Origin of the sequence: Agrobacterium sp. RAC06 (genome assembly GCF_001713475.1) — a bacterium.
Taxonomy (GTDB): domain Bacteria; phylum Pseudomonadota; class Alphaproteobacteria; order Rhizobiales; family Rhizobiaceae; genus Allorhizobium.
Genome location: NZ_CP016499.1, coordinates 1398188 through 1420808 on the forward strand (window position 1 = coordinate 1398188; position 22621 = coordinate 1420808).

A 22621-nucleotide genomic window follows, 5' to 3' on the forward strand; every position below is an offset into this window, starting at 1 on the left:
CCGCCGGTCCTCGACCGCCGGCGCCCCTTGTCAGATCACGATTAGCCCTGGGCGATCGGGAGCGCCACGAAGCGGCTGCCGCTATCCGATTCGACCTGGAAGAGCGCCCGGGTCCGGCCGTCCTTCTTCGCCTGATCCAGAACCTTCTGGACGTCAGCAGCGGACGAGACTTCCTGGTTGTTCACCGAGGTAATCGTCTCCCCGGCCTTCAGGCCCTTGTCGGCGGCGTCGCTCGACGGATCGACGTCGATGATGGCGAGCCCCTTGCCGCCATCAGCAGGGCGAACGGAAAGGCCGAGGCCCGACAGTTCCTGCTCGGCTTCCGGAGCGGGTGCGGCATCATTCTCCGTGCCGGCACTCGCAGACTGTTCCGCCGGCAGTTCACCGAGCTTGACCTCGACTTCGGTCGCCTTGCCATCGCGCCACAGCGTCACATCAACCGTGGTATCCGGGGCATAGGCGGCAATGCGGCGAGCGAGATCGCGGGGATCCTTAACCGGATCGCCGTTGACGGCAGTCACCACGTCACCCTGCTGAATGCCGGCATCTTCACCCGGCGAGCCCGCCTGCGGGGCAACAACAAGGGCACCGGCTGCCTCAGACAGGCCGAGGCTGTCGGCGATATCCTGGGTCACCGGCTGGATCTGCACGCCGAGCCAGCCGCGAGACACCGTCCCGGTTTCCTTGAGCTTGGCGATGACATCGGTTGCAACCGAGGCCGGGATCGCGAAGGCAATGCCGACATTGCCACCCGAAGGCGAGAAGATCGCGGTGTTGATGCCGACGACTTCGCCGTTCAGGTTGAAGCCGGGACCACCCGAGTTGCCGCGGTTCACCGCTGCGTCGATCTGGAGATAGTCGTCATAGGGGCCGGAGCCAATGTTGCGGCCACGAGCGGAGATGATGCCGGCAGTTACCGTGCCGCCGAGGCCGAAGGGGTTACCGACAGCGACGACCCAGTCACCGACGCGGACCTTCTCGTCGTCTGCGAACTTCACATAGGTGAACTTGGTGTCCGGCGCGTCGACCTTGAGCAGCGCAAGATCGGTTCGGCTGTCCTTGCCGACGAGCTTGGCGTCATATTCCTTGCCGTCGTTCATCACGATGGTGAAGGCGGCACCGTCATCGATGACGTGGTTGTTGGTAACGATATAGCCGTCTTCGGAGATGAAGAAGCCGGAGCCCTGCGAGGTCGGACGCAGGCGTCCCGGGCCACGCTCGGCGCGCGGACCACGGTCGCGCGGACCTTCCATGCCCGGACCGCCGAAATCACGGAAGAAGCGCTTCAACGGGTGATCGTCCGGCAGATCTTCGAAGCTGCGGCCACCGAAATTGAAGGAGAAATTGCTTTCGTCGGATGATGCCGGCTGAACATTCGACTGGACGCGGACGGAGACGACGGCCGGCAGCACGGCCTGCACGACATCGCCGAAACTCGGGACCTGCGGCGCGTTCACTTCGACCGGTGCGGCAAGCGCCGGAACTGCGGCGAAGGGAGCAGCCGTCACCAGCATCATGGCGGCAAGGCTCGCGGCGGTGGAGGTCTTGAGGATCGTCTTGAGGGAGCGACCTTTGTTCTCGGACATGTGATCTACCTTCATCTGTTCTTCTGACTGGAGCCGCCGGACAACCCGGCGGTGGGAAGCGGTGGATGAAGTGAGATATAGGGGGCGTCACGTTACGGCGAACTGTACGGCAGATGAATTCTTCGTAATCTTTGGCGAAAGCTTGGACGGGATTTGACCCCATCTCTGACCAGAGCTATCATCCGTATTACAAACGGAGCAAAAAGCGATGTCGAAACAGCATCTGTCAGATCCGATCACACTTCGCTTGCCACTTGATCTTCTCGGCGAAATCGAAGCTGTGGCCGGCGCCCGTGAACGCAGCCGCAGCTGGGTCATGGTACGGGCGTTGAAGGCCTATATGGCTCAGGAAGGCCGCGAGATCCTTGAGATCGCGCAGGCACCCAGGGCGATCGCCGACGGTGAGGTGACGGACGCCGATGATGTGCTCGCCGAACTGAACGCCATCATCAAGGGTGCCGCGGCGTGAAAGTCGTCGTTTCGCCCAGTGCCAGAGCGTATGTCGCGCGCGAGGCCGGCTACTTGAGAGAACGAAATCGGGCAGCAGGCGAGCGTTTGCTTCACGACTTCAAACAGTTCCTGACAGCGCTCGCGCAGTTTCCCATTATGGGTCAGGACGCAACTGAGCTTCCCCTTAGCGGCATCCGGCGCTTCGTCCTTGGAGATTATCTGATCCACTACGAGGTTGGGGCCGCAGCCATCGTCATTCTGACAATCCCCCACGGTCGCGAGCGGCCACCAGAACTGCCGCTCGACGATGCCTCCGACTACGAATTTCCTTGATCACTCCCGATCCAGCAGCTTGCCCAATCGCGCTTCCTCTTCGGGCGAGAGCTTCGCCACCGGCTGCACGGCGCGCCGGCGCGTATAGACCACAGCCACGATCAGCCCGATGATCGCGAGTGCCGCCGGCGCGCCCCAGAGCCCGATCGTCCGGATGCTGAGCCGCGGCTTCAACAGCACGAACTCCCCGTAGCGCGACACGACATAGTCGAGCACCTGCTCGTCGCTGTCGCCACCCACCAACCGCTCACGCACCACGACGCGCAGGTCGCGGGCGAGCTCGGCATTGGAATCGTCGATCGACTGGTTCTGGCAGACCATGCAGCGCAGCTCCGCCGAGAGCGCCCGCGCCCGCTGTTCAAGAGCAGGATCGGCGAGCACCTCGTCGGGATTGACGGCAAAGGCATGGACGGGGGTGAAGAGCAGTGCGAGCAGGAGGAAAAGGCGGTGGAGTGTAAGCCGCCGCTGCCCCTCATCCGGCTGCCGCCACCTTCTCCCCGCAAGCGGGGAGAAGGCCGAAGCCACAAGCGCCTGCCATCCCCTCTCCCCGCTTGCGGGGAGAGGGTCAGGGTGAGGGGCAATCTTCTGAAACCACGCACTCACTCCGCAGCCTCCAGCACCGGCTTTGCCGCCACCTTGGCCCGTTTCGGCGCACCGACCCGCAGTCTGCGGTCGGACAGCGACACGACACCACCGACCATCATGACGATCGTGCCGTACCAGATGCAGAGGATCCACGGCTTCCACCAGACCCGCACGACAATGCCGCCATCGGCCATCGGATCGCCCAGCGAGACATAAAGCTGACTGAAGCCGAAGGTGACGATGCCGGCTTCTGTCGTCGGCATCTGGCGGGCCGTATAGAGCCGCTTCGACGACCAGACATCGGCGACTTCGACACCGCCCTCGCGGATGGTGAAATGCCCCTGGTCTTCGGTGTAGTTCGGGCCGTTGGCAGCGCGCAGGCCATCAAAGGTGATGACATAGCCACCGGATTCCACCGTCATGCCAGGCTTCATCTCGACCACGGCTTCCGTTTCGAACGTGGTCACAGCCACGACGCCGAGCACCGTGACGCCGACACCGAAATGGCCGAGCGCCGTACCGAAGGCGGAGCGCGGCAGGCCCTTCAACCGAGCCCAAGCCGTGGCGACCGGATGTTTTCCGAAACCGGCGCGATACCAGAGATCGGAGACCGCGCCGCCCATGACGAAGAAAGCGAGTGCGAGACCGCCCACGGCCATCACGGGCCCGCCGTTCTGGGCGTACCAGAGGCCGAGACCGAGAACGAGCGAAAGTGCCGCCGCCACATACAGGCGCTGCAAGGCGCCGAGCAGATCGCCGCGCTTCCAGGCGAGGAACGGCCCAAAGGGTACCGCCAGCAGAAGCGGGATCATCAGAAGCCCGAAGGTGATGTTGAAGAAGGGCGGACCGACCGAGATCTTCTCGCCCGTCAGCGTCTCGAGCAACAACGGATAGAGCGTGCCGATCAGCACCGAGGCGGTGGACACCGTCAGGATCAGGTTGTTGAGGACGAGCGCGCCTTCACGCGAGATCGGCTGGAACAAGCCGCCGGCCTTCAAAAGCGGCGCACGCAGGGCAAAGAGCATGAAGGCGCCGCCGATGAAGATGACGAGAATGCCGAGAATGAAAACACCGCGCGTCGGGTCTGTGGCGAAGGCATGCACCGAAGTCAGAACCCCGGAGCGCACCAGGAAGGTGCCGAGCAGCGACAGCGAGAAGGCGATGATGGCGAGCAGCACCGTCCAGATTTTCAAAGCGTCACGCTTTTCCATCACGAGCGCCGAATGCAGGAGCGCCGTGCCCGCAAGCCAGGGCAGCAACGAGGCGTTTTCAACAGGATCCCAGAACCACCAGCCGCCCCAGCCGAGTTCGTAATAGGCCCAGTAGGAGCCCATGGAGATGCCGGCGGTCAGGAACACCCAGGCAGCCAGCGTCCAGGGCCGTACCCAGCGCGCCCAGGCGGCATCGATGCGACCGTCCATCAGCGCAGCGATCGCGAAAGAGAAGCAGACCGAGAAGCCGACATAGCCGAGATAGAGCAGCGGCGGATGGATCGCGAGGCCAATATCCTGCAGGACCGGATTGAGGTCCTGCCCCTCGGCCGGAATGGGCGAGAGACGGATGAAGGGGTTCGACGTCAGAAGGATGAAGAGCGTGAAGGCGGCGGTGATCCAGGCCTGCACGGCCAGCACATTCGCCCTCAGACGGTCCGGCAGGTTGGTGCCGAAAAAGGCGACCATGGCGCTGAAGAAGGCCAGGATCAACACCCAGAGCAGCATTGAGCCTTCATGGTTCCCCCAGACGCCGGAGATCTTGTAGATCATCGGCTTCAGCGAATGGGAGTTCTCGTAGACGTTCTGGACCGAAAAGTCGGAAACGACGTAGCCGTAGGTCAGAACCGCAAAGGAAAAGCCCACGAGCAGGAAGAGCGCGTAGGTGCCGGTGGTCGCGACCGCCATCATCGCCGCGTCGCCGCGGCGCGCACCGATCACCGGCAGGATGGAGACGACGAGACAGGTGGCAAGCGCCAGAACGAGGGCATAATGGCCAAGCTCGATGATCATTGGATCTTCTCCTTGCCGCTCAGTTGAACCCCTTGCGCCTCCAGACGGTCCGCAACGTCCTTCGGCATGTAGTTCTCGTCATGCTTGGCGAGAACGGTATCGGCGACGAACACCTTGCCCATGCCCTCGAAGCGACCTTCGGCGACGACCCCCTGCCCCTCGCGGAAGAGATCGGGGAGGATGCCGGTATAGGTCACGGGCAGCTGGCTCAGGGTGTCGGTCACTGTGAAGGTTACCGTCGAGCCTTCTCCGCGCACCAGCGAACCCGTCTCGACCAGTCCGCCGAGGCGGATGCGGGTGCCCGGCTGGACATCGGATTCGGCAAGATCGTTGGGCACATAGAAATAGGCGATCGACTGGCCAAAGGCGAACATCACCAGAAGCACGGCGGTCAGGATGAAACCCATGCCGCCGCCAATCACGGCCAGGCGTTTCTGTTTGCGGGTCATTGGCTCACCTCCTCAACGGACAGGTCGAGTTCCCTCGCCATTGCGAGCAGCTGCTGGCCCTCGGCGCCGTCGGCCGGGAAGGTTTTCAGGCCCTCCTTGAGCGCGGCTTCTGCCCGTTCCTTGTCTTTCAGCATCGCATAGGAGCGGACAAGCCGCATCCAGCCTTCAAAATTATTCGGATCTTCCTTCAGCCGTGCATCGAGGCTCGCCACCATGCCGCGGATCATCTCGCCGCGATCAGCCTCCGACATGGCTCCGGCATTGGCAACGTCCTCGGCCGTCGGGTTGCCCGGGGCTGCCGGGTTCTGAGCCTGAGCTTCGCCTTCCGGCGCAGTCTGTGCCGGCTGTTCGACAAGCGGCACGCCGGCGCTGTTGACCGCAATATGCTGATTGACCAGCGGCATCCACGGGGCCGTCGGCGGCGAGGCCTTGGCGATGTTCTGGAAGGCCGTGAGCGCCTCGGCGCGGCGACCGGACTGCTCGAGCGCCAGCGCCAGATAGAAGTCGGCACGCGGATTGTTGGGTTCGAGCTTCAGCGCCGCCTGGAAGGCCATCTGGGCATCGTCGGTGACGATCCCGTCATTGCGCATGACAACGGTCTCGCCGAGGCCGTTCATACGCTCGGCATCCGGCCCGAGAATGCGGATCGCATTGCGAAAGGCAAGCTCGGCATCGTCATAGCGGCCAATACGAAAATAGACGGGCGCCAGCACGTTCCAGCCGTTCCCGTCTTCCGGTGTGGTCGCGAGATGCCGCTCCACCTTGGCCACCAACAGATCGACATCGTCGCCGGGGTCGGCAATGCGTGCTTCGAGCGGCGCATCGGGTGTGCCCGGACTGCCGATTTCCAGATAGCCCGCAAGCCCGATCACGGGAAGACAGAGCAGGATGAAGACTTGCGACCAGGTGTAGCGACGGCGGCCGGAACGCTTCGCCGCGGCATCCGCGGGCTCGTCCCCCTCGCCTTCGCCACCGGCCTTCTCCCGACCTGCGATCGCCAGCAGACGACGGCCGATTTCGGCGCGCGCATAGTCGGCATCTTCGGGAGAAATAAGCCCCCCGGCCTTGTCCCGCTCCAGTTCGCGCAGCTGGTCGCGATAGACCGCCGCCTCGCCTTCGTCATAACGCGTCGCTCGGGCCGAAGCCCGCAGCAATGGGGACAGCAGGACGACGGCAACAAGGACCGTCAGAAGCGCGGAGATGATCCAGAACAACATGAAACTCAATTACGTCAAGGACAGGTGCTTTCCAACAGCCAAACCTCGCCTGACGGAAAGTTGAGGCGTTTGGCCGCAAGAATTCTCTAAGTCACCATAACCCGCCCAGCCTTGACCCAAGTCAAGTGGGAGGCGCGTTCAAATGATTGAAATCTCGGGATCAGCAGCCCCGGGTTCGCCTCAGCTCAGCGGCGTCCAGGTGCCGTTCGGGTTGCGGCAGGCAGCGCCGCGGGCCTGGCGTTCACGCCCGTCCGTAAAAACCTTGTGGGTGAACTGGCGGCAGTTCTGCTGGCCGACCTGGTAAGGGGCGGCTGCAATGACCTCCCCACGCACCTCGCCGCCTGCCCAGATTACAGGCTGGCCACCGGGGGCAGCCTCAAGCGCGCGATATTCGGCTTCGAGCGCCCGCTGCGTCTGGCTGCGCGAGAGTTCGACGCCAGTCCGGGATACGATGCCCCCCTGCAAGGCAGAAATATAGACCGCGGAATTGGCGATTGCGCTGCGTCCGCCGCCCGAAGTGGTGCAGCCCGCAAGCGCGAGCGACACGAGGCCAGTGGTTGCAAGTATCCCGAAGTGCTTCACACCCATCAGACCGTTCCAAGTCCCGTCGATTTCTGTTGTCGAGGCCGATCGTTTCGCGCGAAGCGGATCGCGGCCTTCGACCGGCTCAAGGCCATCTTATACACCTATGTAATTTCACAGGAAAATCAATCACGCAGTGTCCTTGGTCACAGCTGGTAGGATCAACTGTGCGCGAAGCCCACCGATGCCGGCGCGCGACAGGCCGAAAGAGCCTTGATATTCCCCCGAAATCTCCTTGACGATCGACAGCCCGAGCCCCGTGCCGGGCTTGCTCTCGTCGAGCCTTCGGCCGCGCTTCAGCGCCTCGCCGATCTGGTCGGGGGCAAGCCCCGGCCCGTCATCTTCGACCACCACCTCGATCCAGCCGCGCCGGCCGTCGGTCGTGTCGCCATCACGGGTCGTCATCACGGCCCGGGTGACGACCTTGGTTCGGGCAAAGCGGGAGGCGTTTTCGAGCAGGTTGCCGACAACTTCCTCGACATCCTGCTGCTCCATCGCAAAGGTCAGGTCTGCCGCGACATCGAGTTCGAACACGATATCGGCGTTCAGCTTGCGCATCACCCGCGCCAGCCGCTCCATGACAGGCTGCGCCTCGGTACGGGCCAGCACGCTGTCGCGCTGGGCTGCGATCCGCGCCCTGTTCAGATAGGAGCTTACCTGCGCCTGCATGGCCTCGGCCTGGGTCGCGATGACTTCGGCCTGGTTCTTCTCCAGGGTGCGCGCCTCGTTCAAAAGCACGGCGATTGGCGTTTTCAGGGAATGGGCGAGATTGCCGACCTGCATGCGGGCCCGCTCGACAATGCGGCGGTTGCTGTCGATCAGCGCGTTGATCTCGTTGGCAAGCGGCTGAACTTCGCTCGGGAAATCACCTTCGATCCGCTCGGCCTCGCCCCGCCGGATTCGTTCCAGCGCCCGGCGCGCGCGGTCGAGCGGTTTCAGGCCATAGAGAATGGCAAGTCCGTTGACGACGAGGCCGCCAATACCAACCACCGCGAGAGCCGCATAAAGACGGCTGGTGAAAAAGGCGATCTCGTCTTCGACCACCTGCAGATTGCCCGACACGCGGAAGCGTGCTGCCCGTCCCTGGTCGTCGAGCACCACTTCGGTTTCGGCAACCCTTATCTGGTTGCCGACATCATCCGTCATTTCGTAATAGCGTTCGTAGTTCTGGTCGAAGGGTGTTGCGTCCACGTCGGGGACGGCCAGGTTTGCGACCCCGAGCGAGGCGGAGGCGAGCGGTGCCGTGGCATAGTTGCCGAGCGGTTCAACCAGCCAGTACCAGCCGGTTGCTGGCTGGGAAAACCTGAGATCACCCAGCGCCGGCGAACCGGTCAGGCTGTCGCTATCGCCGATCGAGACCGAGTTGACCACGTTATAGAGCTGGGCACGCAGGAGATTGTTGAATCCGCGCTCGACACCCTGGCGATAGAGGGCTGAAATCGCTACCGCAATCGTCACCAGGGCCAGCGCCGACCAGAGCGTGGCGAGGATCAGGACGCGCGCGGTGAGCGAGCGGATCCTCATTTCGCCGGGGCTTGGATTCGGTAGCCGAGGCCGCGCACGGTCTCGATCATGTCGACGCCGAGCTTCTTGCGCAGACGGCCGACAAAGACCTCGATCGTGTTGGAATCGCGGTCGAAATCCTGGTCGTAGAGATGCTCGACCAGTTCGGTCCGCGACACGACCTCGCCCATATGGTGCATGAGATAGGACAGAAGCCGGTACTCATGCGAGGTGAGCTTCAGCGTCACGCCTTCGACAGTGGCTTTCGAGCTTTTGGTGTCGAGCCGGACGGGGCCGCAGACGATTTCCGAGGATGCATGGCCTGCCGCACGGCGGATCAGGGCGCGGATACGGGCGAGCACTTCCTCGACATGAAAAGGCTTGGTGACATAGTCATCGGCGCCTGCATCGATGCCGGCCACCTTGTCCGACCAGCGGTCGCGCGCGGTCAAAATCAGTACCGGCATGCCCCGGCTTGCGGCGCGCCATTTCTCCAGCACCGTAATGCCGTCCATCTCGGGAAGGCCGATGTCGAGGATGACGGCGTCATAGGGTTCGGTCTCGCCGAGGAAATGGCCTTCCTCGCCGTCAAAGGCCTTGTCGACGACATATCCCGCTTCCTGCAGGGCCTCGACAAGCTGGCGGTTCAGATTGACATCGTCTTCGACGACGAGAATGCGCATGCGTTCACCCCTCGGTGCGGAAAGCTCTTCAATCCCGGAGGCGGGTCACTCGGCGACCCGCATCGTGACCTTGCGCGGCCGTTCGTTGCCGTTGCCCGGCACGAGCACGACGATCACGCATTCACCGCCCGATTCGTGCACGGAAAGCAACTGCCCGCCAACTTCGGCGACCACGCGTTCCGCGGCTTGTCTGCAATCCGCCGCCACGGCATCGCCCACCGTCGCCGGCAGAGCCGCCACGGTCACGGCCAATGCCAGGCCCGCGTATTTCATGAAAGATGCCATTGCTGCTTCTTCTTGGATGACGTCCACTTTGGCAAATTATGTACCGCAAGGCGTCTGAATGGCAAATGAATGCGTGGACTCAGAGTGTGGATCACGGTCGGGAGCCAATCACGACCGTCACACAGGGGGCAAGACGCAGAGGTCACCTTGTCGGTCCCCTCTCCAACAAAATCTGAGGCTTAGCCCTCATCGGGCTAAGCCCTCGATTTTGTAACCTCTCCCAAACGGGCAGAGGAGATGATGCGGCCGGCCCCTCCCTTCCTCTCCCCCCCATCGTGGGGGAGAAAGCGAAATCGAAGGCTTAGGCGAGCGTAAGCCGCCTAAACTTCAGATTTCGCAAGTGAGGGGATCGGTGCAGTTGGCAACATCGGCCCGCCCTCACCCACCCACGCCCTTCGTCGCCGTCAGTCTGCCATAAAGCGCCAGCAACCCTCCGACCGTGCCGGCAAGCGTCGTCAGTGCGTCGGCGATTTCCGCCTGCTCGGCGCCGCCGAGTTCCAGTCCGGCCCGGCCGAGAAGCGGGGCGGCAATGGCGATCAGGGCGCCCCAGACGGTCTTCGACTGGTACCAGGGTTTCATCTCCAGCATGTCATCCTCCTGTTGAATGGTTTTCAATCGATGGGAACCACAGCCTCCAGCGGCAGACCGGCGGCCAGCCGTCCGAGTTGGCGGATGCGGAGGCCAAGCGCCGTCTGCGGCGCGCCGAAATCTGCCAGTTCATCGGCGACGGCATAGGTCCAGGCGGGCTCGGTCACCTCGGCCACACGAAGCACGGTGCCGCCATCAAGGATCTCCAGCCGGTAGCGCTCCTGCGCCTCGTCGAGCGGCACCTCCCCGTCTGTCCAGGCATCGGCCTCGATACGGCCGCGCCGGATCCAGGTGATCGAAAGACCGCCCGCGGCCTGCCGCAGCACCTTCGCATGCACAGGCGATAGCGGCGTCTCCGCCCGCAATCCGCCGGCAAAGACATGTGGCCCCGAAAGCTCTGTCACGAGCCCCATCGGCTCGAGGATCCAGTTTTGTGCGGCCCCGCGTTCGGCATTCCCGAGCCCCAGCGACCGGACCGCTTCGTCGAGCGCCACGATGTCGGCCCCGGCTGCGGCACCAGCCACGACTGCGTCCTCCGTGCCCCCCAGCCCCCGCAAGAGGTCTGTCAGTCGGAAGCATCCGACCGTAATCTCCTCGGCCTCGACAAAGCCGACGACCTCCCAGCCGCCGGTATTGGCCCGGACCGCGAGCCGGTTCGCGCCGGAGAGAACAGCCATGTGGCTCGCCGAGGCAAAGGCTCCTGCTAGAACCTCGACTACAAGGGCATTCGCCCCATCGAAGCGCCCGACAGGTCCGGGGGCAAGCGGCTCCAGAAGCCGTCCCAGGGGCGCTGGCCGATCCAGCGTCAGCCTGAGCCGATAGCCCTCGGCTTCCGGAGAGCTCGATACCGCAAGCCGCCGCCAGGGACGGCCATATGCCGCAACGCTCGCGTCACCGGCATGGCTTGCACCCTCCAGCCTCGGCAGATCGAGAAATTGCACGACCGGCGCAAAGCCGGCCGCACCGCCACCGTCGACCACCCGTCCGGGTTCAACCACCGGCACGGGTGCGGAGACCTTGCCCGCGAAGGCCCTGAGGGTCAGGCGTCGCTCGAAGCCCTCGTCGATGCCCTGCACCAGAAAACGCCCGTCCGGTCCTTCGGGGAAGCGCAGCACGTCACCTGGTTCGACCGCAATCTCCTGCGGCCCGAGCGCCAGCTGAACCGTGCGCCGCGCCAGCCGGTTGTCACGCAGCCAGCCTTCGGCGGCAGCAAGTGCTGTCTCCTCCGGCATCGCCGCCGGCAGGTCGCGCGCAAGCTGCCGATCGGTCGCGGCCTCCACCTTGCGCGAGCGCACGCTCGCCTCGACATAATCCGCCGCCGGATCATAAAAGGTCACCAGCGCCTCGGAGGCGAAATCGCTGTCATGGCCGCGCGTCTCGCTCCAGAGCGGGCGATCGGCGATGTCGGCGAGGACGGTGATCTCGCGGGCAGCCGGGCTCGCCGTCGGCCGAGTGCGGAATTTCAGCCGCCCGGCGTCCTCGATCACGTCGATCTGGAAGAGGTCGAGCAAGGGCTCGATCAGGTCGCGCGCCGAGGTCAGATCCCCCTTTACATAGCCGCCGAGATCGCCTGCCACTTCCGACACGTCGAAATCGGAAAAGCCATGATCCCTGAGGATCGCCGCAATCGTGTCGGCCAGTGTCGCCGTACCCAGGCGGCCGTTCAACCAATGCCCTGTCCGCCAGTTCGATCCGTCTGCCCAGAGCGCCGTGTTCTGCGGAAAGGCCGGATAGGGCCGCGCATCCCAGGTCCAGGAATAGACATGCGATGGATCAACCATATTAGGCGGCAGAAGACTGCCAGCCCAGTGGTCGAGATGGGCCTCCAGAAACCGACGCTGCTGGCTGTCGCTGCGCGCGCCCGCCGAGAAGTGAGGCATTCCGCTCTCGGCCGATTTGGCATCGACGAAGATGTTCGGCTGGTTCGCCCCCTTGTCGACTGCGCCGCAACCGACTTCGGTCATCCAGAAGGGTTTCATCCCGGGTATCCAGGCCGTCGGGCTCGCCTGCTCGACGCCGCCGATCCGGTTGAAATGGGGGTTCTCCCACCAGGATTTCAGGTCCTTGAACCTGAAGACCCAGGGCTTGCCATAGGCGCCATCGGTGATCGGCGTCCGCACCCGCGCCCGGCGGTCTGCCTCGCTGGCATAAAACCAGTCGAAGCCCTCACCCGATGTCAGCGTCCGGGCAAAACCTTCGGCATCGTCGGCACCGGTGAAGCCATCGGGGCTCTCCGCCTCGAGATCCTCGTCACGCCAGTCGGCGAGCGGCATATAGTTGTCGATCCCGACGGCGGTGATGTGAGGGCTCGCCCAGAGCGGATCGAGATGGAAGAAGACATCGCCCGAGCCATCCGCCGGCTGATGGCCGAAATACTCGGTCCAGTCGGCGCCATAGGAAATCGCCGTCCCGCCGCCGAGCAGACCGCGCACTTCACCGGCGAGCGCCACCAGCGCCTCGACGAATGGAAAGGCGTTGGCCTCGTCGCGCAGGGCGGTCAGCCCGCGCAGTTCCGAGCCCAGCAGAAAGGCGTCGACCCCGCCAGCAGCGGCGGCAAGCGCCGCATAATGCAATACGAGACGTCGATAGCCGTCACCGCGGTAGACGAAGCTTGAGACCTGCGCCTGCGCCGAGGCCGTCTTGTCGCTTCCGGGAGGATAGGCCGTGATCCGCCCCCGCCAAGGATAGGCCGCCTGCTCGGCGCCGCCATAGGGGTCGGGCAGGCCGTTGCCGGCGGGAATATCCATCAGCACGAAGGGATAGAGCGTCACCTTCAGCCCGCGCGCCTTGATGTCCCTGATCGCCTCGATGACGCTCTCGTCGCTCGGCGAGCCGCCATAGGCCGGACCACCGCTGTGGCGCGACACCACATAGGCATCGCCCCGCGCCAGCCCCGCGACACTCCAGGGCCGGCTCTCCTCGTTGCGGTAGCCGACCTCCACCCCCGGCAGCACCCGGCAATCACCGGCGCGCAAATCCGTGCCGAACCAGGCCACCACCAGGGCCACGCTTTCGAGATCAGGGCAAAGCGCCTGCAATTCGTCCAGCGAGGCCTGCCAGTCCGTCGCCGCAACAAGCGTGTTGCGGTTCAGCCAGCGTTTCGCGCCCTCGCTCGGCGCATCCGAGATCCTCACCGTCGCATAACCGTGTTCGGTCGCGCCGGGAATCATCGTCACCGCCCGGATCTTCTCCTCCAGCGCGCCGACCGGTCGGATCACCTCAAACTGGATCAGCGGAATGCGGTTGCCGAAATCATCGAGCGGCAGCCGCTCGAAGACGACATAGGCTAGCCCCCGATAGGCCGGCGCATTGGCCGCCCCTTGCTTGGCCGCAATCAGCGGATCGGCCGGCTGGCTTTCCGATCCGCGATAGACGCGCATCTCGATTTCGGTCGTGTCGAGCTCGCGCCCGTCCGCCCAGACCCGCCGCACGCCCGCAATCGGCCCCTCGCAGAGCCCAAAAGCCAGATTGGCATAGTAGCGATAGGTCGTGGTGCGCGTGCCGCCGGAGGATTTTCCGCCGCTACGCTCGGTCACAGTCTCTTCCTCGAAACGCGTCGCCCAGATCAGCGTGCCGCCCAGCCGCGCGGTGCCGTAGAGCCTCGGAATGACACTGCCTTCGCTGGCGCCTGAAATACGCGCCGAAGACAGCCGTGCACCGTTCACTTCGCGGGTGCCCGACAGCAGGCTCCGATCGATCATGCTGCCGGCAAGCGCGCCTGCCGCCTGGCCGATCGCCGCTCCGACCGGACCGAAGACGGAGCCGAGGGCAGCACCCGCCGCCTGCAGAAGAATGGTCGCCATCTTCAGATCCTTTCGGGGAAGCGGTAGATGCCGGCAATCCTGCGCTGCCAGGCCGGCACGAGCGCCGATAGCGTCACCGCCGATTGTTCATAAGCATGGATGAAGGCGTCGGGCGGCGGCTGACTGGAAGCGTATTCCGCCGAAAAGCGCGGCCCGTCGGCGTCCATGGCACCACCGCCCCCTTCCGGCACCATGGAGGCCAGAATGCCCGCATGTTTCGCCGCCAGATGCGGCCGAAAGCGAAACAGCACGAGATCGCCCGGCCGGCTCTCCGCAAAAGAAGCCACGGCCAGAAAATGCCGCCCGGCCGCCGCGATCAACCGCTCCTCGCCCGCCCGCTCCGCCCAATCAGGCGCATAGGCCGGCACGGCCTCGGGCTCTTTGCCATAGAGTTCCCGCCAGATCCCGCGAACAAGCCCCAGGCAGTCGCAGCCCACCCCCTTCACCGATCCCTGATGCCGATAGGGCGTGCCGATCCAGGTCCCGGCAATCGCCAGGACGGATGTGTTGACGGACATGGGGAAGCTCCGGAGGGAAGGTAATGACCGGGAAGCGGCGGGTGGGGGTGAACCGAAGAGAAGCAAGCCAGGCTCACCCCACCCCAAACCTCCGGTCCGCCCCTCCCCCTCAAGGGGAGGGTAGAGCGAGCCTCACCGATACAACACCCCGCCATCATGGGTGCTATCGCCACTGACATAGGAATAGGCAAAGTCGCTGCCCGGCATGTGCGGAAAACCGCGGAAATTCAATTGATTGCCAAAGACTGCTCGACAGGTGGCAAAACTCTTGTCACAGCCGACCGTCAGCGTCACGGCATTCCCTTCGGCCGGCCGCGCCTCCAGCGGCAACCACAGCCTCAGCGTCATCAGCCCACCCACCACAGCACTGCTCTCCTCGATGGCCAGCCGCTTGCCGGCCAGAGGCCCGTCGTCGAACCTCACATGCCCGAGCCGGAAATGCCCCTCGCCCAGACCCGGCAGGCCAGAGACCGTCAGCCGGTCCCCCGCCAACACCGCCGCAACGACGCCCAAAACCCGGCGGTTCGCAACGTCCATGTTCACCCGGCACCTGTCATCGCCGAGATCGGCGTCGCAGCGGCGGTTGTAGATCCGCCCCTCCGCCTGCTGCAGGCGATGGGCAAAGCTGCGGAGCTCCGCCGAAAAGCCCGGCCCCGCGCGGCTCACCTCGCCGATTTCCTGCACCGTAACAAGCGCGTGCTGCTCTTCCGGCGCCTGCCAGTTGATCAAAAAACACTCGACCCGCGCCCCGTCAAAGCGCCCGGCTGCGAGATCGGCTTCGGTAATCGCCTCGCTCGAAAATCCGCCCCGCACCTCAGCCCCCGGCGCAGCAAGACCGCTTGCACCACTGGCCTCGGTCGCTGAGAAGCCGGTACCCGGCTCGAACACCGTGCCGGCGAAGTCGAGCCGCTGGTCATGTTCGGTGAACCCGAGCCGAAAACCGTCCCGGCAGGTGACGCGCCAGGCGCGGCACAGCGTCGTCTCGCCGGTCGCAACATGGGTGGCAAGCGCTTCAGGAAGCCTTCTCATGGGATTACCTCGATCAGCGGAATGGAGGGAATGCGCCCGGCCCGAAAGGCTTCGAGATCAATCTCGATCCGGTCGGCGTCGAAACGAACGGGCACGTCATAGTCGAAACCCGCCCGGATCTCCGTTCCCTCTTCCGGCACATGACCGGGTCCAAAGGTGACGACCCCGGTGGCCGCATCGACGGAAAAACCACCCGTCTGCTCCACCCCGTCAAGCGCAACCCGAACCGATCCCGCCGCCGGCTTCACCACCGGCCGCCGCTCGACCGCCGCGCCATCGCCATAGGCCTTCACCAGCTGGAAAGCCGCAGTCTCGCCGTCACCTGCCCCGATCCACTGGTCGAGCGGCGTCACCGCCATCCCGGGTCGGGCCGACGAACCATCGACTGGATCGCGAAAGCGAAACCCATGCAGCTGCCCGCCGCACGCCTCGAAGAATTCCAGCACGGCATAGAGATCCGCGACCGAGCGCACTGAGGTGCCGACATCATAGCGGCGCCTGGAAAACCGCCAGCGCCGATTGCGCGCCTCGCGACCATTGGAGAGCGAAATGATATCCGTCTGCCGCCCCGGCCCGCCGCTCGTGGACAGCGACAGACGCAGCGGAAAACGCTGTTCGTGAAAGGCCATGATGGGCTCCGTTCGATAAAACTGCGAGAAAGAGAAAAGAGAAATGTCAGACGGGCGCCTGAGCGGTGAGCTGTAGGGCTGACGACATCTGTCTTTGGCGGCAGCGCACGCGGATATTCCGGACGGCAGCGCGCCTGGCGCCCCTTGGAAAACCGGCCACGACCATCTACATTGAAAGCGGAAAACATCTACATGGAGCCGTCATGGCCATCAACGTCAACAATCCGGAAGCCGATGCGCTGACGCGGCAGTTTGCGCAGATGGCAGGCGTCGGCATCACCGATGCGATCGTGATCGCCATGAAGGAGGCGATCGAACGGCGCAATCGCGCCGAAACAGCGCTGGAAACGGCCGCGCGCCTCAGGACAAAACACCAGGTCGTGCTGGCGGAGCGGGCCCGGAGCCCCCTTCCCCGCGAGGTCTTCAATGACCTGTGGGACGACAACTGATGTTCGTCGACGCCTGCGCGATCATCGCCCTTCTCTCGGACGAGCCGGAAGCACAGCGCGTGTCCGATGCGCTCGCGTCCGCCACCCGGCCGTTCACTTCCCCGGTCGCGGTCCTCGAAACGGTTCTCGGTCTCGCCCGCCCGGACAAGCTAGACCTTCCAGTGACTGCGGTCGAAGCCCTGGTGACGGAATTTCTCGAAGCCCGCGGCATCGACATCCGCGATCTGCCGCCAGCCGCAGAGACGGTGCGGCTCTCCTCGGAGGCCGCCCATCGCTTCCGCCAGGGTCGCCACGGCCTGAACCTCGGCGACTGCCTGCATTATGCCTGCGCCAAATTCCACGGTGTCCCGATCCTTGCCACCGCCGACGAGTTTCGCGCCACGGATCTGGAGGTCGTTGCCTGAGCACAGGCTGGACGCCGGCCGCCCTTTCCTTCTCCCCGCCTGCGAGGAAAAGGTGGCCCGTAGGGCCGGATGAGGGGCAAGCCACTCGCTACTCACTACCCCACTCACATCCCCCGCCGTCCGCGCCCCACGGAGCGCGCCAGCATCGCCGTGATCTGCCCCTCACTTCTGGCGAAACTCGCCGCATCGCTCGCCGTCACCTGGAAATGGATGACCGTGGTTGCACCGCCGCCCTCGGACGCCACCCCGAGCGCGCCGTCCGCACCGCGTTTCAGTGGCAAAATCGCCTCCGCCCCGGCCTCGCCCATCAGCCCGGTCCCACCGGCCATCGGAAAGTAAGTCGGTGCCGCCACGACGCCGCCGTCGGCAAAAGGGGTGACCCGCCCCGGCACGCCGCCTTGGGCAAAGGCCGTGACCCCGCCCGAAATCGACGATCCGAGCCCGGCGGAGAGACTGCCGATCAGGTTCCCCGCTGCATTTCCAAGCATTGTCTCGAGCGGCTTCAGACCCGAAGCGAGCGCAATATCGGTCAATCGCAGACCGACCCCGCGCAACACTTCCTCCAGCCCCTTGCCGCCTGTCGTCGCGCCCTTCAACGCCGAGGTCAGCGCCCGGCCGAAACTCGCCGACCGGCTTTCGAGATCGTCGAGCACGGAGAGCGCTGCCGCCGCATCGAGGTCGACTGCGACCGCCAATGTGTCGTCATCGGTCATGGAAACGTCCTTTCGTGAAAGGGTCTGACGGACAGGCAAGAGACATCCGTGATGCCTGGCAGCACTTTCCCCTCACCCTGAGGCGCCCTCGCCCGTGAGGGCCTCGAAGGGCGAGGGGGTGCAATCTGCAACACACCTCCTCCCCGAAGGGAGAGTCGGTCACGCCGACGCTCAATCTGGAAATTTCTGCATCAGGGTCTCCACCTCCCGCCGCGACAGGCCGGTAGGCTCACCGAAAGCCCCCGCCATCGCCGCCAGCTCCGGCAAGCTCAGCCCCCAGAACACATCAGGAGAAAGCCGCAGGCGGGAGAGGCCGAGCGTCATCACCGTTCCCCAGGGAAACGGCCGCACGTCTCGCCCGCCTGCGGCCCTCAAGGGGAGGTGCCGCCCTCGCCTGATCTCAGATCCTGCGCGCCTGGTTCAGACCCAAAGGTCACCGCCAGCAACTCGCCCACCAGTTTCGCTGCACCCGCCACGCCGCCCTCGACCGCCATCTCGGCGACATCGGCATCGGAAACCCGGTTGCCCCCACCGCGCAATCCGCAGGCGAGGATTCGGGTCAGATCGGCGCTCTTCAGCCGGCCACTGGCAAAACGTGTCGCGAGATCCGTGAGACTGTCAGCGCCGAAAGCAGTCTCGAGCTCGGCAAGCGCGCCGAGCGTCAGACACAGGATGCGCCGCTCACCGTCGATGACGCCTTCGACCTCGCCGCGATGGCGGTTGGCGCGGTTGACCGTCACCGGCTCGCGCATCTCGCGTTCATAGCCCCGCATCGCCGCCTCACAGCGCCGCGAAAGAAACGGCACCGGCCGATTCCAGCGCGATTTCGAAGGTCACCTCGCCGTCGTGATTGCCGGCATAATCCAGCGCCGTCACCTGAAACGGCGCCGTCACCGTGCCGAAATCCGGGATCACCACCTGATAGGTCAGGATGGAGCCGGCAAAAAAGGCCGCCCTTATCAGCGCATCGGAGGCGGCATCCTTGAACAGGCCGGAGCCCGTCAGACCGGCGCGCCGCACGCCGGCGCCCTCCAGCAGTTCCCGCCAGCGCCCGGCGCTTTCACTATCGGTCACGTCAACCGATTGCGCATTGAAGGCGAGACGTCTGGCCCTCAAGCCCGCCACCGTCACAAACTCCGCCCCATCCTCGACCTTCAGCAACAGATCCTTGCCCTTCTGCGCGCCCATGGCGTCTCTCCTTTGATGATGTCTGTGATCGCCTGTCAGCCGAGGCGCCGGCGTCGCTCCCACCTCCCCCTTGAGGGGGGAGGTCGCCGCAAAGCGGCGGGTGGGGGTGACCACCGTCAGAAAGAGCGCAACCGGAATCTGGATCACCCCACCCGGGACCTGCGGTCCGACCCTCCCCCTCAAGGGGAGGGTGGAGACGGCACACTCGAACGTCCCCTCACCCTGAGGTGCCCGGCAACGCCGGGCCTCGAAGGGCCGAGGCTCAGCCGGCGCCCCATCTCTCCCCCGGCGGGGGCGAACGGAAAATCGAAGGCTTAGGCGAACCCGGAAAAGCCCCAACACCGCAGCCCCTGAGATTTCGCCCTATCGCCCGCCCCACAACCGGCCTAGAAGAAACACTCCCGCCGATTGCAAACTCCCCCTCGAGTCTCCCATGAACATGCCCCGCACCCTCCTCGTCGCCGCGCTTGCGGTCTCGCAGATCCTTGGCTGGGGCACGACCTATGAAATGCCGGCCGTCTTCGGCCGGGCCATGGCGTCCGATCTCGGGCTTGCCAACGAGACCGCCTTTGCCGGGCTCACCGTGATGATGCTCGTCATGGCCTTTCTCGGCCCCTGGACCGGCCGGATGATCGCCCGTCATGGCGCTGCCCGCGTGCTCGCCATGGGCTCGGTCCTGATGGCATCCGGTCTTGCCATGCTGGCGCTCTCGACCGGCATCGTCACCTATGCGATCGCCTGGCTGATCCTCGGCGCCGGCGGATCATTTGCCCTGACGGTCCCGGCCTTTGCCGCCGTCGTCGAGCGCGAGGGCCACAATTCCCGCCGCGCCATCGGCATACTGATGATCTTCACCGGGCTTTCCTCGGCGGTCTGCTGGCCGCTGCTGACGCTCGCCGGTGAGGCGTTCGGCTGGCGCGGGGCGCTTTTCGCCGCCGCCGCCGCCCAGCTCGCGCTGGCGCTTCCGATCCATCTGTCGCTCGGCCGCATCGCGATCACCCGCTCTGCGGAAGACCTCGCCGCGGACGCCAGGGAACCGCTGGAGTTGAGCCGTCGCATGGCGACGCTTGCCTTCCTCATGATTGCGCTCTCGACCTCACTCGCCAGCCTGATGACCTTTGGTCTCTCGCCGCAGCTCCTGCATATCCTCGAACTCTCCGGCGCGACGCCGGCACTGGCGCTGCAGCTCGGATCGCTGCGCGCCGTCTTCGGCATTGCCGCCCGCGCCTTCGATCTGGTGCTCGGCAAGCGCTCCTCGCCTGTGACCACCGGGCTTGCCGGCATGGCCATGCTCACGGGCTCCACCCTGCTATTGATCTTCTCATGCGGCACGCCCTCGAGCCTGCTGATGTTCACCGCGCTCTACGGCTTCGGCTCCGGCGTCACGACACTCGCCCGCGCCACGCTGCCGCTCGCCTTCTTCTCCGCCAGCCGCTTCGCCCGCCAGTCGGCGCGCCTCGCTCTGCCGCAAAACCTCGCCAATGCGACCGCCCCCGTTCTGATGACGGCCGTCATCGACCGCGCCGGCATCGATGCCGGCCTCGTGCTTGCCACCCTCTTCGCCACCACGGGTTTCGCGGCCATCCTGGCGCTGGCGGTGATTGCGAAGCGGGGACAGGTCAAGGTCTAGGCGCGCGGTGGGCTCGACGTCGCTGCTGGCAATCGATCCGAGGCGAGAAGCTCGACGCCACAATGCCCCGCGAGATCGGTCAGGATTTGCTTCAGCGTTGCGAGTGCCGCTTCCAATTCAACGCGCTCGGCCCGCGCCGGAATTCGACCGGCATCCTTGGGATAGCGACAGGTGGTCGCGAACACCGTCAAGAAAGTCAGTGTTGCAAACCGCGCCTTGAATGGATCCGTGTCGGGCAGAAGCTCCCGCAACACGTCGATACGGTGGCTGTCCCGGCGCTCGGCCCTGATACCTTCCGCCGTCAGAAGGGCCAGGAGCATTTTCTTCGCAGCCTGTTGTGCATGATAGGCGTCATTGCGGTTATCGGCAGCCGCAAGCAAGGTCGCCGCCTCCAGATCCTCACGCGCCAACCGCAGCGCGTTGGCGATATGCAGTTCAGCGGACAAGCAGGATACCGTCGTCTACGATATGGCTGGCCGCAGAATTTGCGACTTCGAGGTCCGCCTGGAATTCCGAAAGGCGCGCAACGGAAACGTCTGCATGCACCCCTGAGCCTTCCTGCAGACGCCAGCCGAACAGCGGCGACATCACCGTCTCCGGCGCGTCATCCGAAACGATTACCTTCAGATCCCAGTCGCTCTGAGCGTTGGCGTCACCGCGCGCACGGCTCCCATAAAGGATCACCTCGATGGGATTGCAGGCCGCGTCGATCCGCGCAAGCAAGGTCTGCAGCTCCGGAAACCTCTCAGGATCCGCCACCCGCCCGCTCAAGCTCTGCGCGATCTCGCCCATGGATCTTCCCATTGAAAAACCACCGCGAAGATACAGTATTCTGCCTTTGCGTTCCACAGCCTTGTTGTCTTGATGTCGTCAGCGCTTCAGCGCGTGACTGTCCGTCCAGGCACTGGTGATACCTCCGTCCGCACTGACGACCGCGCGCATCCACATCGACTCGCCTCGAATCATGAAGCCATTGCCAAAATCACTCGTCTGCTTCGATATCTCGCCGGTAACAGCAGTCTTAAGATCGGTCTCGAACGTTTCAGCCTCCTGCGCGCCGCAGGCAGTCGTACCGCCGAGGGCACCGATGGAGCTCATGACCTCGAAAGTACAGGTCACGGACGCAAATGAACCGTAGTCCTGATAGAATACAGCGAAGGCAAAGCCGTCAGGAGAGGTGGCCGTAAACGAGCCAGATCGAGGTATGGGTCGATCCACCCGGTCTGTGTTTGCGTCCTTGGTCCAGCCTGGTCGCTCCGCCAGTTCTCGAAGGCGCTCGATGTCGGCGGCACCTGTAACGCAAAAATCGATCATTGCCGGCAACGGGCACGACGATGCCAGACTGACCGAATGCGTGGATGACAAAAGGACCATGGAGAGAAAAGCCCGCTTCATCGAAACTCCTTTCAACGCAAATGTATGGAATCGAACGTCAATCGACAGAAACAAGCCTGCCACCGCACCCTTGAGGACACAACCATTTGTCCGCAGGCGGTCCAACATAGACACCTGGCATCCCAGCCCCACGTGACGCCCGGCTCCGAGCTTCGCTACCTCACTCCACCACCGCCCGATACACGGCCTCGGCCACGAACAACCCCGTCTTCACCTCGCGCCGGCTCACCGTCCGACGGTGGCGAAAGTTGACCAGTCGAAACTCACCCAGCATCTCGGGCAAGCTGTCGGCCAGCCGCCTCACCTCCGCCACCAGCCCTTCGGCCTCGCGGCGCGACACCGCGCTCCAGGCCTCGAGCGTCAACAGGATCTCAGCCCCCTCCGCCTCCCCGGTTGAAAAATCCCGCGCCTCGACCGCGCCGACGACAAGTGCCGGAAAGCGTTGCGGCCGGATCGTCCGGTCGGACAGTCCCTAGGGTCCGAGCGCGGTCGTCAGCGCCGTGTCCGCCTTGACCGCCTGTTGAAGCGCTGCAAGCAAGGCATTGACCGCATTCGTCATATTCCAGTCTCCCCAAGCTGTGCCAAGCAACACCTACCGG

The 22621-nt window shown here is 64.6% G+C and carries 27 protein-coding genes; 5 read left to right on the forward strand and 22 right to left on the reverse strand.

Going from position 1 to position 22621, the window contains the following annotated elements; translation table 11 throughout:
• Nucleotides 1-41: 41 nt before the first annotated feature.
• The gene (locus BSY240_RS06715; RefSeq protein WP_236759320.1) at nt 42-1586 is read right to left on the reverse strand and encodes a Do family serine endopeptidase; all 1545 of its coding nucleotides are present in this window, start codon (nt 1584-1586) and stop codon (nt 42-44) included.
• Between the two features lie 208 nt (nt 1587-1794).
• On the opposite strand from BSY240_RS06715, the gene BSY240_RS06720 reads away from it, so the two are divergent.
• Nucleotides 1795-2055, forward strand: a complete 261-nt coding sequence (locus tag BSY240_RS06720) for a CopG family ribbon-helix-helix protein (RefSeq protein WP_069041789.1) — start codon at nt 1795-1797, stop codon at nt 2053-2055.
• The gene (locus BSY240_RS06725; protein ID WP_069041790.1) at nt 2052-2369 is read left to right on the forward strand and encodes a type II toxin-antitoxin system RelE/ParE family toxin; all 318 of its coding nucleotides are present in this window, start codon (nt 2052-2054) and stop codon (nt 2367-2369) included. Before BSY240_RS06720 ends, BSY240_RS06725 begins: the two co-directional genes overlap by 4 nt.
• Here the strand turns inward: BSY240_RS06725 and BSY240_RS06730 are convergent, their stop codons facing one another.
• From BSY240_RS06730 to BSY240_RS06790, 13 genes are all read right to left on the reverse strand, one after another.
• On the reverse strand, nt 2370-2804 hold the full coding sequence (locus BSY240_RS06730) for a cytochrome c-type biogenesis protein (RefSeq protein ID WP_054149655.1): 435 nt from the start codon (nt 2802-2804) through the stop codon (nt 2370-2372). It lies immediately after the preceding gene.
• 164 nt (nt 2805-2968) lie between these two features.
• Nucleotides 2969-4957, reverse strand: coding sequence for a heme lyase CcmF/NrfE family subunit (locus BSY240_RS06735; RefSeq protein ID WP_054151264.1), 1989 nt, complete (start codon nt 4955-4957; stop codon nt 2969-2971).
• On the reverse strand, nt 4954-5406 hold the full coding sequence (ccmE, locus tag BSY240_RS06740) for a cytochrome c maturation protein CcmE (protein ID WP_054151265.1): 453 nt from the start codon (nt 5404-5406) through the stop codon (nt 4954-4956). The genes BSY240_RS06735 and ccmE overlap by 4 nt, the downstream gene beginning before the upstream one ends.
• Nucleotides 5403-6623, reverse strand: coding sequence for a c-type cytochrome biogenesis protein CcmI (ccmI, locus tag BSY240_RS06745; protein ID WP_069041791.1), 1221 nt, complete (start codon nt 6621-6623; stop codon nt 5403-5405). Before ccmI ends, ccmE begins: the two co-directional genes overlap by 4 nt.
• A gap of 180 nt (nt 6624-6803) precedes the next feature.
• The gene (locus tag BSY240_RS06750; RefSeq protein ID WP_054151267.1) at nt 6804-7211 is read right to left on the reverse strand and encodes a hypothetical protein; all 408 of its coding nucleotides are present in this window, start codon (nt 7209-7211) and stop codon (nt 6804-6806) included.
• Between the two features lie 123 nt (nt 7212-7334).
• On the reverse strand, nt 7335-8729 hold the full coding sequence (locus BSY240_RS06755) for a sensor histidine kinase (protein WP_069041792.1): 1395 nt from the start codon (nt 8727-8729) through the stop codon (nt 7335-7337).
• Complete coding sequence (locus BSY240_RS06760; RefSeq protein WP_069041793.1) at nt 8726-9391, reverse strand: response regulator transcription factor; 666 nt, start codon at nt 9389-9391, stop codon at nt 8726-8728. The genes BSY240_RS06755 and BSY240_RS06760 overlap by 4 nt, the downstream gene beginning before the upstream one ends.
• A gap of 45 nt (nt 9392-9436) precedes the next feature.
• Nucleotides 9437-9676, reverse strand: a complete 240-nt coding sequence (locus BSY240_RS06765; RefSeq protein ID WP_069041794.1) for a hypothetical protein — start codon at nt 9674-9676, stop codon at nt 9437-9439.
• Nucleotides 9677-10054: 378 nt separating this feature from the next.
• Nucleotides 10055-10264, reverse strand: coding sequence for a hypothetical protein (locus tag BSY240_RS06770; protein ID WP_054151270.1), 210 nt, complete (start codon nt 10262-10264; stop codon nt 10055-10057).
• Nucleotides 10265-10287: 23 nt separating this feature from the next.
• Nucleotides 10288-14067, reverse strand: coding sequence for a baseplate multidomain protein megatron (locus tag BSY240_RS06775; RefSeq protein WP_069041795.1), 3780 nt, complete (start codon nt 14065-14067; stop codon nt 10288-10290).
• Between the two features lie 2 nt (nt 14068-14069).
• Nucleotides 14070-14585, reverse strand: a complete 516-nt coding sequence (locus BSY240_RS06780; protein WP_069041796.1) for an NlpC/P60 family protein — start codon at nt 14583-14585, stop codon at nt 14070-14072.
• A 132-nt stretch (nt 14586-14717) separates the two neighbouring features.
• Nucleotides 14718-15614 carry a DUF2163 domain-containing protein gene (locus BSY240_RS06785; protein WP_069041797.1) on the reverse strand — a complete coding sequence of 299 codons (897 nt, stop codon included), beginning with the start codon at nt 15612-15614 and terminating at the stop codon, nt 14718-14720.
• Nucleotides 15611-16243, reverse strand: coding sequence for a DUF2460 domain-containing protein (locus BSY240_RS06790; RefSeq protein ID WP_171901553.1), 633 nt, complete (start codon nt 16241-16243; stop codon nt 15611-15613). The genes BSY240_RS06785 and BSY240_RS06790 overlap by 4 nt, the downstream gene beginning before the upstream one ends.
• 203 nt (nt 16244-16446) lie before the next feature.
• On the opposite strand from BSY240_RS06790, the gene BSY240_RS06795 reads away from it, so the two are divergent.
• Both BSY240_RS06795 and BSY240_RS06800 read left to right on the forward strand, forming a co-directional pair.
• Nucleotides 16447-16692 carry a type II toxin-antitoxin system VapB family antitoxin gene (locus BSY240_RS06795; protein ID WP_054151275.1) on the forward strand — a complete coding sequence of 82 codons (246 nt, stop codon included), beginning with the start codon at nt 16447-16449 and terminating at the stop codon, nt 16690-16692.
• A complete protein-coding gene (locus BSY240_RS06800; RefSeq protein ID WP_069041799.1) occupies nt 16692-17096 on the forward strand; it encodes a type II toxin-antitoxin system VapC family toxin in 405 nt (134 codons plus the stop codon). The genes BSY240_RS06795 and BSY240_RS06800 overlap by 1 nt, the downstream gene beginning before the upstream one ends.
• 104 nt (nt 17097-17200) lie before the next feature.
• Here the strand turns inward: BSY240_RS06800 and BSY240_RS06805 are convergent, their stop codons facing one another.
• The 4 genes from BSY240_RS06805 to BSY240_RS06815 form a co-directional block, all read right to left on the reverse strand.
• On the reverse strand, nt 17201-17809 hold the full coding sequence (locus BSY240_RS06805) for a phage tail tape measure protein (RefSeq protein ID WP_069041800.1): 609 nt from the start codon (nt 17807-17809) through the stop codon (nt 17201-17203).
• A gap of 171 nt (nt 17810-17980) precedes the next feature.
• Nucleotides 17981-18133, reverse strand: a complete 153-nt coding sequence (locus BSY240_RS23630) for a phage tail assembly chaperone (RefSeq protein WP_156322993.1) — start codon at nt 18131-18133, stop codon at nt 17981-17983.
• 47 nt (nt 18134-18180) lie between these two features.
• The gene (locus BSY240_RS06810; RefSeq protein ID WP_236759321.1) at nt 18181-18582 is read right to left on the reverse strand and encodes a gene transfer agent family protein; all 402 of its coding nucleotides are present in this window, start codon (nt 18580-18582) and stop codon (nt 18181-18183) included.
• Nucleotides 18583-18589: 7 nt separating this feature from the next.
• Nucleotides 18590-18997 carry a phage major tail protein, TP901-1 family gene (locus BSY240_RS06815; RefSeq protein WP_069041801.1) on the reverse strand — a complete coding sequence of 136 codons (408 nt, stop codon included), beginning with the start codon at nt 18995-18997 and terminating at the stop codon, nt 18590-18592.
• A 433-nt stretch (nt 18998-19430) separates the two neighbouring features.
• Here BSY240_RS06815 and BSY240_RS06820 point away from each other — a divergent pair, with 433 nt between their 5' ends.
• Nucleotides 19431-20627 (forward strand): MFS transporter, encoded by a 1197-nt coding sequence (locus BSY240_RS06820; protein ID WP_069041802.1) that lies wholly within the window; start codon nt 19431-19433, stop codon nt 20625-20627.
• Here BSY240_RS06820 and BSY240_RS06825 read toward each other — a convergent pair.
• From BSY240_RS06825 to BSY240_RS06840, 4 genes are all read right to left on the reverse strand, one after another.
• On the reverse strand, nt 20624-21073 hold the full coding sequence (locus tag BSY240_RS06825; RefSeq protein ID WP_069041803.1) for a HEPN domain-containing protein: 450 nt from the start codon (nt 21071-21073) through the stop codon (nt 20624-20626). The genes BSY240_RS06820 and BSY240_RS06825 overlap by 4 nt on opposite strands.
• Nucleotides 21063-21419, reverse strand: a complete 357-nt coding sequence (locus tag BSY240_RS06830) for a nucleotidyltransferase domain-containing protein (protein ID WP_054151341.1) — start codon at nt 21417-21419, stop codon at nt 21063-21065. The genes BSY240_RS06825 and BSY240_RS06830 overlap by 11 nt, the downstream gene beginning before the upstream one ends.
• A 78-nt stretch (nt 21420-21497) precedes the next feature.
• Nucleotides 21498-22130: a hypothetical protein gene (locus BSY240_RS06835; protein WP_150127418.1), complete on the reverse strand. Its 633-nt coding sequence runs from the start codon at nt 22128-22130 to the stop codon at nt 21498-21500.
• 52 nt (nt 22131-22182) lie between these two features.
• On the reverse strand, nt 22183-22491 hold the full coding sequence (locus tag BSY240_RS06840) for a DUF3168 domain-containing protein (protein ID WP_335622542.1): 309 nt from the start codon (nt 22489-22491) through the stop codon (nt 22183-22185).
• Between the last annotated feature and the right edge of the window lie 130 nt (nt 22492-22621).

Bases quoted from the DNA above. Each gene is read 5' to 3' on its own strand.
- BSY240_RS06795 (WP_054151275.1), top strand. From the start codon at position 16,447: ATGGCCATCAACGTCAACAATCCGGAAGCCGATGCGCTGACGCGGCAG.
- BSY240_RS06790 (WP_171901553.1), bottom strand. From the start codon at position 16,243: ATGGCCTTTCACGAACAGCGTTTTCCGCTGCGTCTGTCGCTGTCCACG.
- BSY240_RS06770 (WP_054151270.1), bottom strand. From the start codon at position 10,264: ATGCTGGAGATGAAACCCTGGTACCAGTCGAAGACCGTCTGGGGCGCC.
- BSY240_RS23630 (WP_156322993.1), bottom strand. From the start codon at position 18,133: ATGACGCTCGGCCTCTCCCGCCTGCGGCTTTCTCCTGATGTGTTCTGG.
- ccmI (WP_069041791.1), bottom strand. From the start codon at position 6,623: ATGTTGTTCTGGATCATCTCCGCGCTTCTGACGGTCCTTGTTGCCGTC.
- BSY240_RS06735 (WP_054151264.1), bottom strand. From the start codon at position 4,957: ATGATCATCGAGCTTGGCCATTATGCCCTCGTTCTGGCGCTTGCCACC.
- BSY240_RS06835 (WP_150127418.1), bottom strand. From the start codon at position 22,130: ATGTTGGACCGCCTGCGGACAAATGGTTGTGTCCTCAAGGGTGCGGTG.
- BSY240_RS06720 (WP_069041789.1), top strand. From the start codon at position 1,795: ATGTCGAAACAGCATCTGTCAGATCCGATCACACTTCGCTTGCCACTT.
- BSY240_RS06715 (WP_236759320.1), bottom strand. From the start codon at position 1,586: ATGTCCGAGAACAAAGGTCGCTCCCTCAAGACGATCCTCAAGACCTCC.
- BSY240_RS06805 (WP_069041800.1), bottom strand. From the start codon at position 17,809: ATGACCGATGACGACACATTGGCGGTCGCAGTCGACCTCGATGCGGCG.
- BSY240_RS06815 (WP_069041801.1), bottom strand. From the start codon at position 18,997: ATGGGCGCGCAGAAGGGCAAGGATCTGTTGCTGAAGGTCGAGGATGGG.
- BSY240_RS06765 (WP_069041794.1), bottom strand. From the start codon at position 9,676: ATGGCATCTTTCATGAAATACGCGGGCCTGGCATTGGCCGTGACCGTG.
- BSY240_RS06775 (WP_069041795.1), bottom strand. From the start codon at position 14,067: ATGGCGACCATTCTTCTGCAGGCGGCGGGTGCTGCCCTCGGCTCCGTC.
- BSY240_RS06785 (WP_069041797.1), bottom strand. From the start codon at position 15,614: ATGAGAAGGCTTCCTGAAGCGCTTGCCACCCATGTTGCGACCGGCGAG.
- BSY240_RS06800 (WP_069041799.1), top strand. From the start codon at position 16,692: ATGTTCGTCGACGCCTGCGCGATCATCGCCCTTCTCTCGGACGAGCCG.
- BSY240_RS06755 (WP_069041792.1), bottom strand. From the start codon at position 8,729: ATGAGGATCCGCTCGCTCACCGCGCGCGTCCTGATCCTCGCCACGCTC.
- BSY240_RS06810 (WP_236759321.1), bottom strand. From the start codon at position 18,582: ATGCGGGGCTATGAACGCGAGATGCGCGAGCCGGTGACGGTCAACCGC.
- BSY240_RS06820 (WP_069041802.1), top strand. From the start codon at position 19,431: ATGAACATGCCCCGCACCCTCCTCGTCGCCGCGCTTGCGGTCTCGCAG.
- BSY240_RS06750 (WP_054151267.1), bottom strand. From the start codon at position 7,211: ATGGGTGTGAAGCACTTCGGGATACTTGCAACCACTGGCCTCGTGTCG.
- BSY240_RS06830 (WP_054151341.1), bottom strand. From the start codon at position 21,419: ATGGGCGAGATCGCGCAGAGCTTGAGCGGGCGGGTGGCGGATCCTGAG.
- BSY240_RS06760 (WP_069041793.1), bottom strand. From the start codon at position 9,391: ATGCGCATTCTCGTCGTCGAAGACGATGTCAATCTGAACCGCCAGCTT.
- ccmE (WP_054151265.1), bottom strand. From the start codon at position 5,406: ATGACCCGCAAACAGAAACGCCTGGCCGTGATTGGCGGCGGCATGGGT.
- BSY240_RS06780 (WP_069041796.1), bottom strand. From the start codon at position 14,585: ATGTCCGTCAACACATCCGTCCTGGCGATTGCCGGGACCTGGATCGGC.